Source organism: Novosphingobium sp. LASN5T, assembly GCF_003856955.1.
Taxonomy (GTDB): Bacteria; Pseudomonadota; Alphaproteobacteria; order Sphingomonadales; family Sphingomonadaceae; genus Novosphingobium.
On the sequence record NZ_RQSI01000003.1, the window covers coordinates 55,422 to 70,947 of the forward strand.

Genomic DNA, 15,526 nt, shown 5'->3' on the forward strand with positions numbered 1-15,526 from the left:
CCCCTCTCAACGACCCTTCGCGCGCGTGACCTGCCCGGCTTCCAGCCGACACGGCTTTATCTTACCGGGTTCGGGCCGCCTGGGCGCGGCTTCGAACTGTGCATAATAGCCCGCTATTTCGGGCTTACGTTGAAATTCACTCAAGCGGAAGCCCACCGCCTCAAATTCGCAGAACAGAAGCGCCGGCGGCGTTCCGTGCTGTTCGGTCGGCCGGTCCAGATCGACCACGATCACGCGTCCGCCCGGCCGCAGCGCGGGCCAGAGGCGCCACAGGAACGCATAGGGTTCCCCCACTTCGTGATACATGTGGATCAGGAACACGCGGTCGAAACTGTGTTCCGGAATGCGTGGATCGTCGACCGCGCCGGGCTTGATCGACACGTTGTCGAGCCGGTCATGCTCGACGCGTGCACCCAGCTTGCGCAGCGCCGCCTCGTCGATGTCCTGCGCCAATACGCGCCCCTTGGCGCCGACACGGGCCGCCAGGCGGACGGTGTAATAGCCCTCGCCCGCGCCGATATCGGCCACGGTCATGCCCGGCTGGATCGCGGCCAGGTCCATGACCGTCTGCGCTTCCTTGCGGTTGTCGCGCTCCGCCTCGGTGGTGAAGCCACTGCCGCCCGGTCCCGATACGGGCCTGTCCGCACGCGGGAACGCCCGCGCAGTCGGAGCCCGATCCTCGTCCGACGGCCGCTGGCACGACGCCAGCGCCACGCAGGCCACCCCGATCAGGCCCGCCCGCAGGCCCAGGGCAGCCAGCCTGCTCAATCGTCGTCTTCCACGGCGACCTTTTCGCCGGTCACCTTCTGCGAGAGCGCCGCCGCCATGAACGGATCGAGCGCGCCATCCAGCACGTCCGTGGGATTGGTCGAAACCACACCGGTGCGCAGGTCCTTCACCTGCTGGTAGGGCTGCAACACGTAGGAACGGATCTGGTGGCCCCAGCCGATCTCGGTCTTGGCGGCATATTCGCCGCTCGCCGCCGCCTCGCGCTTGGCGAGTTCGGCTTCGTAGATCCGCGCCTTCAACATGTTCATCGCGGTGGCGCGGTTCTTGTGCTGCGAACGGTCGTTCTGGCTGGCGACGATGATGCCGGTCGGCACGTGGGTGATGCGCACGGCCGAATCGGTGGTGTTGACGTGCTGCCCGCCCGCGCCCGATGCACGGTAGGTATCGATCTTCAGGTCGGCCGGATTGATATCGACCTCGATGTTGTCGTCGATTTCGGGATAGACCCAGACCGAGCTGAACGAGGTGTGCCGCCGCGCCGAGCTGTCATAGGGGCTGATGCGGACGAGGCGGTGGACGCCGCTTTCCGTCTTGGCATAGCCATAGGCGTTCTCGCCCTTGATCAGCAGCGTGGCCGACTTGATGCCAGCGGCTTCGCCCGCGTGATAGTCGACCAGATCGACCTTGTAGCCATGCCGTTCGGCCCAGCGCGTGTACATGCGCTGGAGCATTTCCGCCCAGTCCTGGCTTTCGGTGCCGCCCGCGCCGGCGTGGACTTCGAGATAGGCGTTGTTGGCGTCGGCCTCGCCGGCCAGCAATGCCTGCACCTTGTCGTTGTCCGCCCGTTCGGCCAGCGCCGCCAGCGTCGCCAGCCCTTCGTTAATGGTGGCTTCGTCGTCCTCCATCTCGCCCAGTTCGACGAACTCGATCGCGTCGGCCATTTCCTGGCCGATCTGGTTGACTGTGCCGATCGCGGCTTCCAGCCGGCGACGCTCGCGCATCACTTCCTCGGCCTTCTTGGGATCGTCCCACAGCTTCGGGTCTTCGACGCGCGCGTTGAGTTCATCGAGCCGGCGGACGGCGCGATCCCAATCGAGGAACTTGCGCACCAGCGCCAGCGACGCTTCGATGCGATCGATATGAGCCTGACCTTCGGCCCGCATGACACCTGAACTCCGTAAATGAGCGGAACCGCTTAGCGAAGCGGCGCGCCAAGTAAAGGCCGGTTATCATTGCCCGGCGCCCGCCGATGCGGGTTATGGCGCTCGAAAAGGGGCCTAGCGGCGCGCGCGCAGGCGCTGCACCGCTTCCAGCGTCAGGCGGACGTGATCGCGATAGTCCATGTCCGAATGCACCAGCACGACCCGGCCATCGCGCCCGATCACATAGCTGGTGCGCTTGGTCAGCCCGGTGGACGTGCCATCGCGCTTGAGATCGACGTCATAGGCCGCGATCACCTGCGGCGTGGCGGCGGCCACGGCGAACTTGTCGCGGCAGGCTTCGCGCGAAAACTTCTGGAGCGTCGGCAGGTCATCGGCGGACATCCCGACCACGGTGGCCCCGGCGGCACGGAACTGGTCCGTCGCCTCGGCAAAGGCGTGTGCTTCCAGCGTGCAGCCTTGCGTGAACGCCTTGGGGTAGAAATAGAGCACGACCGGGCCACGGCGCAGCGCCTGGCGCAGGTTGAACTGGAACGTCCGCCCGCCCAGCGCGCCTTGCGCGGCGAAATCGGGCGCGCGCGCCCCTTGCGGCAATTCCGCCTGCGCGGCGAACGGGAGGACAAGGGCGATGGCCGCGGCGGCAGCCTTGATGGAGCGTGGGATCATCCCTTTAATATAGCAGGCTCCGCGCCACGCGGGGAGATGCCAAAACGCGGGCTGCCCGATAGGGCGACGAAGCGGGAACAGGGCCGGGTCAGTAGATCCCGCCCTGTTCCTCCACGAAGCCTTCCTCCCCGCCTTCGGGCGCGGCCGCCGCCCCGTGGCGCGCGGCGCGGGCGCGGCGTAGCGCATCGAGCACGGCTTCCTTGGTCGTCAGTTCTTCCTGGTGGATCGTGCGCCGTGGCTCGGTATCGGGCTTGAACGCCTCCCAGATAACCGACGCCTTGGGTTCATCGTTGTTCGGCATGCCGCCGAACACGCGCTTGCCCGAGACGCGATCGATGCGCACCATACGCACGCCTTCGGGCACCGGGAACGGCACATCGGCCCAGCGCGCGCGGGTGGACTGGACGAACTGCTTGAAGATCGGCGCGGCGATGCGGCCGCCCTGCGCATAGCCGCCCAGGCTGCGCGGCTGGTCGTAGCCCATGTACACACCGGCGATGATGTCAGGCGAACCGCCCACGAACCACACGTTGGTCGGCCCGGATGTCGTACCGGTCTTGCCGAACAGCGGCAGGTTGAGATCGCGCAAGGTCACCGCCGTGCCGCGAATGACCACGCCTTCGAGCATGTGGACGACCTGGTAGGCGGTGCGCGCATCCATCACCTGACGGCCCGACGGCTTCAGGCGGGGCATGGGCTTACCGTCCCACCGCGCCATGTTGCACCCGTCGCACGGCCGGTTGTCGGCGCGCCACACGACCTTGCCGTTGCGGTCCTGCACGAAATCGATCACCGACGGATCGTGCTGGCGCCCATGGTTGGCCAGCGCCGAATAGGCGTTGACCATGCGCAGCACCGTGGTGTCTCCCGCGCCCAGCGCCATCGACAGGAACGGCTTGTAATCGCCGATGCCGACATCGCGGATCGTCTTCACCACGCGATCCATGCCGGTATCGTTGGCGATGCGCACGGTCATCAGGTTGCGCGACTGTTCGAGGCCCCAGCGCATCGTGTGGCTGCCCGAACCGCCTTCGCCACCGAAGTTGCGGAAGCACTTCTGGCCGAGCGCCGCGCCCTGATAGACGCAGAACGTGCCATCGACGACCATCGAGGCCGGTGTCATCCCGTTATCGAGGCCAGTGGCATAGACGAAAGGCTTGATCGTGGAGCCGGGCTGGCGCTGTGCCTGCGTAGCGCGGTTGAACGAGCCCAGCCGCGCATCGAAACCGCCCTGCATGGCCAGAACGCGCCCGCTCTGCGGGTCTTCGACCACCATGCCGCCCGAGACTTCCGGCACGGTCCGCACCGCCCAGGCGTTGCCGTTGGGCGCCACCGTGATCACATCGCCCGGCTTCATCGCCTGCGGCATGCCATAGAGCGGCCCCGTGGTGCCATCGGCAAAGCCGATCTGGCCGCTATCGCCCCTGCGCGAAAGCACCACGCCTACGCGCCAGTCGAGATAGCGGATCGAGAGGTTGCTGGTGATGAGCTGGGTCTGCCAGTTGCCATCGGAAAGGTCGATCGTCGCCACCGGCCCGTGCCAGGGCCGTCCGCCCGAATAGCGCAGCAGGCCCGCGCGCAACGCGTCCTGTGCCGCCGTCTGCAACTGGGTATCGAGCGAGGTCCGCACCCACAGCCCGCCGGCATAGACGCTGTTGGGGCCATCCTCGGCCTTTTCGCCGAACTTGTCGATCAGCTGGCGGCGCACTTCCTCCAGGAAATAGCCGGCATCGGCGGTGTAGTTCTCCGCCCGCCGCGCCACCAGGCCCAGCGGTTGCGCCTTGGCCTCGTCCGCCTGCGCCTGCGTCGCCCAGCCGTTGCGGACCATCTGGTCCAGCACCCAGTTGCGGCGCGTCACCGCCTCGTCATGGAACTTGGCGCGGCCATACTTCTCCGGCGCCTTGGGCAGGATGGCGAGAAAGGCCACCTCGTGCAGCTTCAGATCGCCCACATCCTTGTCGAAATAGGCCCGCGACGCCGCCTGCACCCCGAAGCTCTGGCGGCCCAGCGGGATTTCGTTGAGATAGAGCTCAAGGATCTGCTGCTTGGTCAGCACGCCCTCGATGCGCCGAGCCAGGATGAGTTCCTTGAGCTTGCGCGTGATCGAGTATTCGTCGCCCAGCAGGATGTTCTTGGCGACCTGCTGGGTGATCGTGGACCCGCCCCGCGCGCGCTGGCCGGAGCCGAACTTGGTGGCATAATCGAACACCGCGCCGACGAAGCCGGTGTAATCGATGCCGCCGTGCGTCCAGAACGTCTTGTCCTCAGCCGAGAGGAAGGCGTTGATCAGCGGCTCGGGGAAATCGACGAAGCGCAGTTGCACGCGCCGTTCGCGCGCATAGGACGACGCGATCTCGCCATCCGCGCCGCGCACCATCGTGGGTAGCGGCGGCTGATAGGTCAGCAGCTTGTCGGCCGAGGGCAGCCCCCGCGCCACGAACACCCAGACAAGGAAATAGAGCGCGACCAGCGCCCCAAGGGCATAACCCCCGAAACGGAACCACTTCCTTTCGCGCCAGGTTTGGCGGAACCATGCAAACAGCCCCGATGCCTCGCGACGGATGCGGTAGCTGATGCTCTTCTGGGGCGTATCTTCGGCCATCGTGCGCGCCCTCTAGCACGCCCTTTCTGTCATAAGCCAGTAGGCGCGCGCATCATGGAGCAATCCCCGCCGCCTCCTGCCGGGCCAGGAAAATCTCCACGGCCTGCGCCACGCGCCCCGCAAACTGCTTGCGCCAGGCGGGATCGATCAGACGCCGGGCGTCGTCGGGGCTGCTGATATAGCCCGCCTCCACCAGCACCGAAGGAAGATCCAGCGATTTCAGCACGACGAAAGCGGCCTGCCGCTGCGGATTGGCATGAAATGTGACCACCCCCTGCCCTTCCCGCACCACCAGATCGGAGAAGCGCTGCGACCGCTCCCGCATCTCGCGCCGCGAAAGATCGACCAGAATGGTCGCGACCGCATTGGACTTTCCGCCCAGCGCCACGCCGTTGACATCATCGGCGCGGTTTTCGCGTTGCGCCACCAGATCGGCCACCGCATCGGAACCGCGATCCGACAGAGTATAAACCGTTGCGCCGTTTGCGTCCGGCGTTTCCGCCGCATCCGCGTGAATCGACACGAACAGGTCGGCCTTCAACTGTCGGGCTATGCCGGCGCGTTCCTCCAGCACGAGAAACCGGTCGCTGTCGCGCGTCATTGCCACGCGCACGCGGCCATCGGCGAGCAGCGCTTCGCGCAGCGCCTTGGCGAGGGCCAGCGTGACGTTCTTTTCGCGCAACGTGCCCTCGCCGCTCGCGCCCGGATCGTGACCACCGTGACCGGCATCGATCACCACCAGCGGCCGGCTGGCATCCGCCGGCCCTTCGACGGGTGGCAGGCCAATCCCGCGCGATCCATCAGGCAGCGTCAGCCGCAGGACGTATCCATCGCCGGGATTGCCGATGCGCAGCACGAAATATCCCCACAACAGCAAGGCCGCCAAAGGCAGCACAAACCCCGCGATGATCCCGACCCGCCGCAACATCGCCATCCGCTATGCAGGTCCGGTTTCGGTCGGTCCAGCCGGAATCGTGGACGGCACTTCCCGCCCGCCCGACACGCATCGAAAAATGCCGCCGGAAATTGCTCCGGGGAAATCATCGCCATTGTTTTAATTGCTGGTTTGGATTTGTAATGCTAGCACCCTTCCACCGGGGCAAGCCAGCACCGGCGCCAGCCTTGAATATGCCCTCCCTGCCCCCATTTGACCGGACAGGACGGCGGAACCAGGCAATGTGGAGCCGCTGGCAAAAATCCGGAACGCGGGGATGACGAAGCAGAAACGCTCACTCACCCGCGCCGTGAAGGTTGATGCTGTGATGATGAGCCGAGTTTCGATTGAGCAGAAGCGCCCCGGAAGGGCCGCTCGCGCTTGGTCGATACCGCTTCCGACAGGCCGGAGCCTGACGGAAGCCGGCGCGCGCATTTCGCCGCGCATTGTCAGCACTGCAGACGCAAACCAACCGCCGCCGGGCGGAGAGCGCGACAGGACCGAGGTTCAGGCGCTCCGAACCGGCATTTCCGCATTCGCGATACGTCATGGCCGGGCCATCGCCCGGCCGTCCGGCGTTCGCGCTTCACCAAAGAACCGCGCCCGGTACCCGGATACAATCCCGTGGCGGCGCGGCTGGAGATTCCATAATGACCACGCGCATGCTAATCGATGCGCGCCACCAGGAAGAAACCCGGGTGGCGGTGCTCAAGGGCAACCGTATTGAAGAATTCGACTTTGAATCGGCTGATCACAAGCAGATCAAGGGCAACATCTATCTCGCCAAGGTAACCCGCGTCGAACCGTCGCTGCAGGCCGCGTTCGTCGATTTCGGCGGCAACCGTCACGGGTTCCTGGCCTTCAGCGAAATCCATCCGGATTACTATCAGATCCCCAAGGAGGATCGCGAGGCGCTGCTGGCGGAAGAAGCCGCGCATGCCGAGGAAGAAGCCGCCCTGCGCGCGGCCGAGGAAGACGCGGACGACGGCTTTGGCGATGAAGGCGATGCCTTCGGCGATGAAGAAGGCGTGACCGAAGTCGATACTTCGGAAAAGGACGATGTCGCCACGATCGAAGGCGGCGTGGTCGAAGGGGAAAACGAAGAGGCCGAACAGGACGCCGAGGCGGAAGACGCCTCTGCCGATAACGGCGGTCGCCGCCCGCGGCGCGGACGCCGGCAGGGCCGCGGCCAGGCCAAGGAAGCCGATGAATTGCGCGCCAAGCGCATGGCGCTGCGCCGCCGCTACAAGATCCAGGACGTGATCCAGCGCCGGCAGGTGCTGCTGGTCCAGGTCGTCAAGGAAGAGCGCGGCAACAAGGGTGCGGCGCTGACCACCTACCTGAGCCTTGCGGGCCGCTATTGCGTGCTCATGCCCAATTCCAGCCATGGCGGCGGCATCAGCCGCAAGATTTCCAGCGCTTCGGACCGCAAGCGGCTGAAGTCGATCATCGGCGAACTGGAACTCCCCAAGTCGATGAGCTGCATCGTCCGCACTGCCGGGCTGCAGCGCACCAAACCCGAAATCAAGCGCGACTTCGATTATCTCGCCCGCCTGTGGGACGAAATCCGCGAGCGCACGCTGCATTCCAGCGCGCCGGCGCTGATCCATTCGGACAGCGACCTGATCAAGCGCGCGATCCGCGACATCTACAACCGCGACATCGAGGAAGTGATCGTCGAAGGCGAAGCCGGATACCGCGCCGGCAAGGACTTCATGAAGCTGCTGATGCCCAGCCACGCCAAGCGGGTGAAGCACTATGCCGATCCGGTGCCGCTGTTCCAGCGGTACGGCGCGGAAGACCAGCTTACCGCGATGTACGATCCGGTGGTCCAGCTGAAGTCGGGCGGCTATCTCGTCATCAACCCGACCGAAGCGCTCGTTTCGATCGACATCAACTCGGGCCGCTCCACCAAGGAGCACGGCATCGAGGCGACCGCGCTTTCCACCAACCTGGAAGCGGCCCGCGAAATCGCGCGCCAGCTTCGCCTGCGCGACATGGCCGGCCTTGTGGTCATCGACTTCATCGACATGGAATACGGATCGAACATCCGCAAGGTCGAGAAGGCGATGAAGGACGCGCTGAAGAACGACCGCGCGCGCATCCAGGTGGGCCGCATTTCCGGCTTCGGCCTGATGGAAATGAGCCGCCAGCGCCTGCGCACCGGCGTGCTGGAAGCGACCACCCGCGCCTGTCCGCACTGCGATGGTTCGGGCCTGGTCCGCACCGCCTCGTCCGCCGGCCTTTCGGCGCTGCGCATGATCGAGGACGAAGCCGCCAAGGGCCGTGGCAGCGTCATCACGCTCTACGCCAGCCAGGAAGCGACGATTTACGTCCTCAACACCAAGCGCGCCGATCTTGCCGAGATCGAGGCCCGCTATGGCGTGACGGTGGAAGTGATCCCCGAAGGCGAGAACGAAGGCGCCAAGATGCGCGTCGCCTCGCGCGGGCCGAAGCCTGAGTTCCAGCCGCGCTTCGAACCCATCGTCGAACCGGAGGAAGACGACCTCGCCGACGAGGCGTTCGACGACGAGGACGAGGAAGAAGAAGCCGAGGCGCGCGGCGACGACCGCGACAACGGCGATGGCAATGGCCGCCGCAAGCGGCGCAAGCGCCGTCGCGGCCGTGGCCGACGCGACGACGAAACGGCGCAGACCGAGGACGGCCGTTCGGCCGACGACGGCGATGGCGAAACCGAAGCGCGTGATGCTGAAACGGCAGACGATGCCGAGGATGCCGAGGAAACCGAAAGCACCGTTGCCGCTGGCGAGGATGCCGAGGGTGACCGCGGCCCCCGCAAGCGTCGCCGGCGCAGCCGTCGCCGCCGTGGCGGCGGTCGTGAAACGGATGGCACCGAAGGCGGTGAAGAGCTGAGCGCGGCGGAAGAAGCGGCTGCTCCCGAAGAAGCGCCGGAAGAAACGCCCCAAGAAACGGTTGCCGAAGCACCGGCTGAGACGGTCACTGCCGAAGCCGCGCCTGCGGACGAGGCGCCGGCCAAGCCCAAGCGCACCCGCCGCAAGAAGGCCGAGGCCGCTCCGGTAGTCGAGGAAGCGCCGGCTGCGGAAACGGCCCCCGCTGAACCGGCTGCCGCCGAGGAAGCTCCGGCCAAGCCCAAGCGCACCCGCCGCAAGAAGGCCGACGCTGCTCCGGTGGTCGAGGAAGCGCCCGCTGCGGAAGCGGCCCCCGCCGAACCCGCTGCCGCCGAGGAAGCGCCGGCCAAGCCCAAGCGCACTCGCCGCAAGAAGGCCGATACTGCTCCGGCGGACGAAGCGGCCGAACAAGCGCCCGTGGCCGTCGAGGCAGCCGATCCGGTTGTCGCCGATCCGGCCGCCGACGCCGAAAATGCCGAAGCCGAAGGCGGCGCATCGCGTCGCGGCTGGTGGCAGCGCACGTTCGGCGCCTGACGGCACCCGTCATTGGACAACAAAAAGCCCTCCCCGGACAGCCGGGGAGGGCTTTTTCGTGTAGGCCGGCGCATTACGCTGTCTTGAGCGCGCTGCCCCATTCCATCCAGGACGCCCAGCGCGGCATCTTCGGCATGTACCGCTGACCGCTGTCTTCCACGGCAAAGCCCGCCTGCCGGACGGACGCAATCACCGGCCGCGTCAGATGGCATCCCCCCATCAATGGAACCCAGAGCGGCTCCAGCCGGCGCTGCCAGCGCTGCACGCCGGGATCGGGCGCCTGCCCGTGTTCGAGGAACAGCAACCGCCCGCCGGGCTTCAGGATGCGCCGCATTTCGCGCAGGACCTGCGCGGAATCCCCCACCGAGCACAGCGTGTAAGTGCAGACAACCGTATCGAAACTGTCGTCCGCGAACGGAATGGCCTCGCCCACGCCTTCGCGGATATCGGCCTGCCAGCCCTTCCTTTCGGCTTCCGCGCGGGCATAGTCCAGCAGCTTGCCCGAAGGGTCCAGCCCGGCGAACGCGGTTACCGCATCGGCATCGTAGAACTGCTGGTTTATGCCCCCGCCGCAGCCGAGCTCGAACACGCGGCCGCGCGCCTTGGGCACCACGCCCGCCCGCAATTCCATGATCGCATCGGCGCTGCACGCGCATCGGATCATCCGTGGCAGGATCTTGTCCTCATACCATTGTCTGATACCCATCCCTCTCCCTCTCGCTCGCCTTTCACGCTCCGGTCGCAGAGTGAGCATGCCCGCAATGTTCGACAAGCCGGAAACACCGCGCGTTCCGCAGCATGGTTCCGCCAGAGCGACGGCAAGCCGCCCCAACCAATTGTGCGCCGCAAGGGGCATTACCCGTCTGTCCCCCTTGCCCCGCGCGCCGGTTTCGCTAATGACCGACTCGAATTGGAGCCAACCACGCGCAACGGGGACATTTTGATGGCGACCTTCTCGCTTCCGAAGAATTCCAAGATCACCGGAAAGTCCCGTCATCACGCGGCGGCGACCCAGGGGCGGATCCGGAAGTTCAAGGTCTATCGCTACGACCCCGACAGCGGCGAGAACCCCCGCTACGACACGTTCGAGATCGATCTGGACCAGTGCGGCCCGATGGTGCTCGACGCGCTGATCAAGATGAAGAGCGAGCAGGACCCGACGCTGACGTTCCGCCGGTCCTGCCGCGAGGGCATTTGCGGTTCGTGCGCGATGAACCTCAACGGCCGCAACGGCCTAGCCTGCACCACGGCGATCGAGGACCTCAAGGGCGATATCCGCATCACCCCGCTGCCGCACATGGAAGTGATCAAGGACCTTGTTCCCGATTTCACGCACTTCTACGCGCAGTACGCCTCGATCCGTCCCTGGCTGCAGACGGTTTCGCCCACGCCTTCGGGCAAGGAGCGCCTGCAGTCGCCGGAACAGCGCGAAAAGCTGGATGGCCTTTACGAATGCATCCTGTGCGCGTGCTGCTCCACCTCCTGCCCGAGCTACTGGTGGAATTCGGACAAGTTCCTTGGCCCGGCAATCCTGCTTCAGGCCTACCGCTGGCTGGCCGACAGCCGCGATGAAATGACCGGTGAACGGCTGGACGAGCTGGAAGACCCCTTCCGCCTCTACCGCTGCCACACGATCATGAACTGCGCCAACGTCTGCCCCAAGGGCCTGTCGCCGGCGCGCGCGATCGCCGAAATCAAGAAGATGCAGGCCGAGCGGGCGGTCTGACCCGCAGATGGCCTTCAGCTACGGGCCTTCGGACCAGCATCCCGGCTGGTTTACCTGGAACCTCGCGGACCCGACCCGGTTCAACGCCCAGACGATGGGCGACCTTGTGGTGCGCGAGGAAGAGGCGCCGGGCGGCAAGCGGCAGGTTCGCCTGCGCATGTTTCCTGAACGCCGCCACAGTAACCTGCTGGATGCGGTCCACGGTGGGGTCACGCTGGCGCTGATCGACATCTCGCTGTTTTCCGCGATGCGCCTGCTGCTGAACGGCGATGCGGCGGGTTCCGTCACGCTCGACCTCGCGACGCAGTTCATCGGCGCCGGCCGGATCGGCGAGCCGCTCGATTCGGTGTGCGAAGTCCTGCGCGAAACCGGCCGGCTCGTGTTCCTGCGCGGCCTGGTGGTGCAGGAAGACGAAACCGTCGCGTCTTTTACCGGCACGGTCCGCAAACCTTCGCGTAAATGACCCGCGTTTCGGAACGCTATGCCGAACTGGTCGCGGCGGGAGAACTGCGGCCCGATCCGGAACAGGCCGCCGCCGCCGCCAGGCTCGACCGACTCCAGCAGGAACTGGAAGCACCAGCGCACACGCCCGGCTTTTTCGGCAAGCTGCTGGGCCGCAAGGCGCAAGACCAGCCGCGCGGATTGTACATGTGGGGCGGCGTGGGGCGCGGCAAGTCCATGCTGATGGACCTGTTCCACGACAACCTTGCCATCACCGCCAAGCGCCGCTCGCACTTCCACGAATTCATGCTCGACGTGCACGCGCGCCTGCGCGAGGAGCGCAAGAAGGAAAGCGGCGATCCGATCCTGCCGGTCGCCGCCGCGATCGGGCAGGAAACGCGCGTGCTGTGTTTCGACGAGATGGTCGTGAACAACAGTGCGGATGCCATGATCATGAGCCGGCTGTTCACCGCGCTGATCGTGGACCATGCCGTTACCGTAGTGACCACATCCAACCGCGCGCCGTCGGAACTGTACAAGGACGGGTTGAACCGCGAGCACTTCCTGCCGTTCATCGCGCTGGTCGAAAGCCGGCTGGACGTGCTGACGCTCAACGGCCCCACCGATTACCGGCTGGAGCGGATGCGCGGCGTCGGCACCTGGCATGTGCCCAACGGACCGGCCGCCACGGAGGCCACGCGCGAAGCGTTTTTCCGGCTGACCGACTATCCCCCCGAAGACAGCCTGCACGTTCCTTCCGCGGACATCGACGTGGGCGGCGGGAGAATGCTGCATGTGCCCAAGAGCCTGAAGGGCGTGGCCGTGTTCAGTTTCAAGCGGCTCTGCGCCGAAGCCCGCGGCGCGGCGGACTATCTGGCCATTGCCCGCAAGTACCACACCGTGATCATCGTCGGCATCCCGCGCCTGGGGCCGGAAAACCGCAACGAGGCCGCGCGCTTCGTCACGCTGATCGACGCGCTCTACGAACACAAGGTAAAGCTGATCGCCGCCGCGGATGCGGAACCGGCGGATCTTTACGAAAGCGGCGATGGTCGCTTCGAGTTTGATCGCACCATCAGCCGCCTGATGGAAATGCAAAGCCAGGACTATCTCGCGCTGGGACACGGCGAGAACTGACAACGCCTACGTGGCGAACCTGCCTGGCTCATGCCGACAGCGGCTGCCGCTCTTTTGCGCCCCCGGCGACCCGATCCACCAATCCGCTGGCGCGAATCACCCAACAAAAAACCCGCGCGAAACCGCACGGGTTAACCAAAAAACACAAAATCAATAACCCCGGCTCCACCAAAATCCGTGGAAATCAGAAATCCCAGGAATGACAGAAAACGGGCACTTCCTTGCGGAAATGCCCGTATTTTCAGTGCTTCAGATCAGCTGAAGCAGCCAACGCCAAATCGACATAGCTTTTGCCTCCATCCACGGTTGGAAGCAAAAATTATCATTAACGTCGAGGGTTAACAATCCCTAAACGATTCCGATCTGGATGTCGGCCGATCTGCGGTAGGTCTGGATGAAGTCCGCGAAGGATTGCGGTTTGCCGAGGTAATACCCCTGCGCGTAGTCGCAGCCCAGCTCCATCAGAAGCTGAAGCGTCGCCTCGTCCTCAATCCCCTCGGCCACCACTTCCTGGTGAAGATCGTGCGCCAAGGCGATCGTATAGGCCACGATCGCGCGTTCGCGCTCTGCCGTGGTGATTCGCGAAACGAACCGGCGGTCGATTTTCAACTCATCGCTCGGCAATTCGGCCAGGTGGGAAAGGCTCGCCTCGCCGGTGCCGAAATCGTCGATCGAAAGGCGGAAGCCCAGTGCGCGCAATTGCGAAAGATTGTGACGTGCCGCCGGGCGGTTGTGGACGCTGGAGGTTTCGGTGACCTCGATGGTCAGGAGCGAGGGATCGATCCCGCGCCGCTGCACCACCTCGGCGATGTTCGACACCAGGTTCGGCTTGTCGACCATCTGCGCCGAAAGGTTGATGCTCATCTGGAAACGCGGCCCCAGGGCGTTGATTTCCAGCGCGGCCGTAATCGCCTCTTCCAGAACCCAGAAGGTCAGCGCATCGATCCGCCCTGCCCGCTCCGCCTGCAGGATGAAGGCATCGGGCGCTATCGGCCCGCGCGTGGGGTGGTTCCAGCGGATCAGGGCTTCCGCGCCGCAGAAGCGCTTTTCGGCAAAGTCCCACTGTGGCTGAAAGGCCAGCCAGATATCGCCGTTGCGCAGGCCTTCATCGATGCGCGCATGAAGCGAAAGTTCCCACGGCGCTTCGGCAAGGCGAGCCGCTTCGAACAGTTCGATCGACCGGCCGCTGGTCAACGCCTCGTTGGCGCTCGCGAGCGCGGAATTGACGCGCGCAAGGGCATCCACGCCCTCGTTGCGGTCAAGACCGAAATGGATGTTGGTGTCGAACGTGTGCTCGCCGATCTGCAGCGGAGCCGAAAACAGCGCGCGCAACCCTTCAAGGTGGTTGAGCTGCATTTCCAGCGGCCGCGCTTCCTCGGTCCAGGCGAAATGACCGCCATCGCCGTTGTATATCTCGCTGCGTCCCGAGCCGACGGACAGGCGGCGCGCGATCTGCCGCGCGCATTCCCCATGGAGTTCCTTGGGCAGCGTCGCGAGGATTTCTTCATAGCGCGCGATCACCGCGACCACCACGTCGCGCCCGACCTCGATTTGCTTCGAGGTGAGCGACAGAAGATTGGGCAGGCCCGACGCGCTCGTGTGCTGCACGCGACGGCGCCACTTCTGCCACAGGCGGATGCTGCCATAGATCGCCATCGTGGCGAGAAGCTGATCGGTGAAGCTGAGGATGCCAAATTCGACGAGAATGGCGGGCAGCACGAACGTGACGGCGCAGGCGGCGATATAGAACAGCGCCTTTTCCCGACGCGATCGGGCATTCGCCGCCAGCGCGAGGCAGACCGCCAGCAGGCCCAGCAGCACAAGGCGCGGCAGCACGATGGCGAAAGGACGCCGCAAACCCTCCGATCCGGCGAAAGCCAGCGCGATGTCGGGCGTGCGACCGTGCCCGAAGTATCCGATCGGTCGGCCTGCCGTTCCAAAATCGCTGATGACGACAGTGCGGCCGGTCAGCAGGCCCGGCGCGAACTTGCCGTTGAGCAGCTTGCTGACAGGAAGCTGCGGCACCGAATCCGGATCGAGCGAGAAATCGGGAACATAGACCCCGCCCTCACGCCCGCGGATACCGGCAACCGCCGGGCCGACCGTGGGATAGGACTTGCCATCGATCCGCACCGCATAGGGCGCGGTCGTGGCGAAATCGATGAAGTTCGCATTCCATTTGGAAATGGCGATGCGCGAACGCGGCACCACGGAGGAGGCAGGGAACAGGAACTCGCCGTGCGAATCCGCATCCACGCTGTTGTTGCGCAGAACCAGCGAGAAATCGTCCCCCAGTTCACCGATGGCACGCGCCAGCGCGCGATCGCCCCAGATCGACTGACCGGTATCGACGCGCGCGTCGAGCACGACCTTGCGCGGAACCTGCCGTCGCACCAGTTCGAGCAACCGGGCCTGTTCCATCGTGGTCCAGCCGCTGCTCTTCGTCGATCCCGAACCCTGGTTATCCAGCGGGATAACGATAACCGGCTGCGAGATCGCGTGGCTTGAGAGGCGATAGCGAACGTTCCAGTAGATCTGGTCCAACGGCTCGGCAATGAACACCAGGCTGCATATCAGCCCAATGAGCACCGAGATTGAAACTGGCGATCGCAGAAAGTTTCGCATGGACCGTCACGAAAAAGGTTACGATCGGCGTCTAATCCGAAATGGTTTATATGACATTACCATGGTTACCGCCCATCAACCAAATTGAACAGGCGGTGAAGC

General features: G+C 65.2%; 12 protein-coding genes. 5 read left to right on the plus strand and 7 right to left on the minus strand.

Translation table 11 applies throughout. The features are described from left to right. Positions 1-6 precede the first annotated feature (6 nt). From EH199_RS03790 to EH199_RS03810, 5 genes are all read right to left on the minus strand, one after another. Positions 7-768: a class I SAM-dependent methyltransferase gene (locus tag EH199_RS03790; protein ID WP_223806453.1), complete on the minus strand. Its 762-nt coding sequence runs from the start codon at positions 766-768 to the stop codon at positions 7-9. Continuing rightward, positions 765-1,892 carry a peptide chain release factor 2 gene (gene prfB, locus EH199_RS03795; RefSeq protein ID WP_124807934.1) on the minus strand — a complete coding sequence of 376 codons (1,128 nt, stop codon included), beginning with the start codon at positions 1,890-1,892 and terminating at the stop codon, positions 765-767. Before prfB ends, EH199_RS03790 begins: the two co-directional genes overlap by 4 nt. Positions 1,893-2,006: 114 nt before the next feature. Continuing rightward, positions 2,007-2,555: a peroxiredoxin gene (locus EH199_RS03800; protein WP_124807935.1), complete on the minus strand. Its 549-nt coding sequence runs from the start codon at positions 2,553-2,555 to the stop codon at positions 2,007-2,009. 88 nt (positions 2,556-2,643) lie between these two features. Further along, positions 2,644-5,157: a penicillin-binding protein 1A gene (locus EH199_RS03805; protein ID WP_124807936.1), complete on the minus strand. Its 2,514-nt coding sequence runs from the start codon at positions 5,155-5,157 to the stop codon at positions 2,644-2,646. A 52-nt stretch (positions 5,158-5,209) separates the two neighbouring features. Continuing rightward, positions 5,210-6,013 carry an N-acetylmuramoyl-L-alanine amidase gene (locus EH199_RS03810; RefSeq protein ID WP_223806454.1) on the minus strand — a complete coding sequence of 268 codons (804 nt, stop codon included), beginning with the start codon at positions 6,011-6,013 and terminating at the stop codon, positions 5,210-5,212. Here EH199_RS03810 and EH199_RS24330 point away from each other — a divergent pair. Both EH199_RS24330 and EH199_RS03815 read left to right on the plus strand, forming a co-directional pair. After that, positions 6,003-6,215: a hypothetical protein gene (locus EH199_RS24330; RefSeq protein WP_190287123.1), complete on the plus strand. Its 213-nt coding sequence runs from the start codon at positions 6,003-6,005 to the stop codon at positions 6,213-6,215. The two genes, EH199_RS03810 and EH199_RS24330, sit on opposite strands and share 11 nt — an antisense overlap. Before the next feature lie 526 nt (positions 6,216-6,741). After that, on the plus strand, positions 6,742-9,495 hold the full coding sequence (locus EH199_RS03815) for a ribonuclease E/G (protein WP_124807938.1): 2,754 nt from the start codon (positions 6,742-6,744) through the stop codon (positions 9,493-9,495). A 73-nt stretch (positions 9,496-9,568) separates the two neighbouring features. On the opposite strand, the gene EH199_RS03820 is transcribed toward EH199_RS03815, so the two are convergent. After that, on the minus strand, positions 9,569-10,201 hold the full coding sequence (locus tag EH199_RS03820; protein ID WP_124807939.1) for a class I SAM-dependent methyltransferase: 633 nt from the start codon (positions 10,199-10,201) through the stop codon (positions 9,569-9,571). A gap of 237 nt (positions 10,202-10,438) precedes the next feature. Between EH199_RS03820 and EH199_RS03825 the strand changes: the two genes are divergently transcribed. The 3 genes from EH199_RS03825 to zapE are packed head-to-tail and all read left to right on the plus strand — an operon-like array spanning position 10,439 to position 12,799. Continuing rightward, the gene (locus tag EH199_RS03825; protein ID WP_124807940.1) at positions 10,439-11,221 is read left to right on the plus strand and encodes a succinate dehydrogenase iron-sulfur subunit; all 783 of its coding nucleotides are present in this window, start codon (positions 10,439-10,441) and stop codon (positions 11,219-11,221) included. 7 nt (positions 11,222-11,228) lie between these two features. Beyond that, the gene (locus EH199_RS03830) at positions 11,229-11,684 is read left to right on the plus strand and encodes a PaaI family thioesterase (protein WP_124807941.1); all 456 of its coding nucleotides are present in this window, start codon (positions 11,229-11,231) and stop codon (positions 11,682-11,684) included. Further along, on the plus strand, positions 11,681-12,799 hold the full coding sequence (zapE, locus tag EH199_RS03835) for a cell division protein ZapE (RefSeq protein ID WP_124807942.1): 1,119 nt from the start codon (positions 11,681-11,683) through the stop codon (positions 12,797-12,799). Before EH199_RS03830 ends, zapE begins: the two co-directional genes overlap by 4 nt. Positions 12,800-13,147: 348 nt before the next feature. Here zapE and EH199_RS24605 read toward each other — a convergent pair whose 3' ends face one another. Next, on the minus strand, positions 13,148-15,361 hold the full coding sequence (locus tag EH199_RS24605) for an EAL domain-containing protein (RefSeq protein WP_223806455.1): 2,214 nt from the start codon (positions 15,359-15,361) through the stop codon (positions 13,148-13,150). Between the last annotated feature and the right edge of the window lie 165 nt (positions 15,362-15,526).

Excerpts from the sequence above, each read along its gene's own strand:
- EH199_RS03825 (WP_124807940.1), top strand. The coding sequence starts at position 10,439 with ATGGCGACCTTCTCGCTTCCGAAGAATTCCAAGATCACCGGAAAGTCC.
- EH199_RS03805 (WP_124807936.1), bottom strand. The coding sequence starts at position 5,157 with ATGGCCGAAGATACGCCCCAGAAGAGCATCAGCTACCGCATCCGTCGC.
- EH199_RS03820 (WP_124807939.1), bottom strand. The coding sequence starts at position 10,201 with ATGGGTATCAGACAATGGTATGAGGACAAGATCCTGCCACGGATGATC.
- EH199_RS03830 (WP_124807941.1), top strand. The coding sequence starts at position 11,229 with ATGGCCTTCAGCTACGGGCCTTCGGACCAGCATCCCGGCTGGTTTACC.
- EH199_RS24330 (WP_190287123.1), top strand. The coding sequence starts at position 6,003 with ATGCGCAGCACGAAATATCCCCACAACAGCAAGGCCGCCAAAGGCAGC.
- zapE (WP_124807942.1), top strand. The coding sequence starts at position 11,681 with ATGACCCGCGTTTCGGAACGCTATGCCGAACTGGTCGCGGCGGGAGAA.
- prfB (WP_124807934.1), bottom strand. The coding sequence starts at position 1,892 with ATGCGGGCCGAAGGTCAGGCTCATATCGATCGCATCGAAGCGTCGCTG.
- EH199_RS03815 (WP_124807938.1), top strand. The coding sequence starts at position 6,742 with ATGACCACGCGCATGCTAATCGATGCGCGCCACCAGGAAGAAACCCGG.
- EH199_RS03800 (WP_124807935.1), bottom strand. The coding sequence starts at position 2,555 with ATGATCCCACGCTCCATCAAGGCTGCCGCCGCGGCCATCGCCCTTGTC.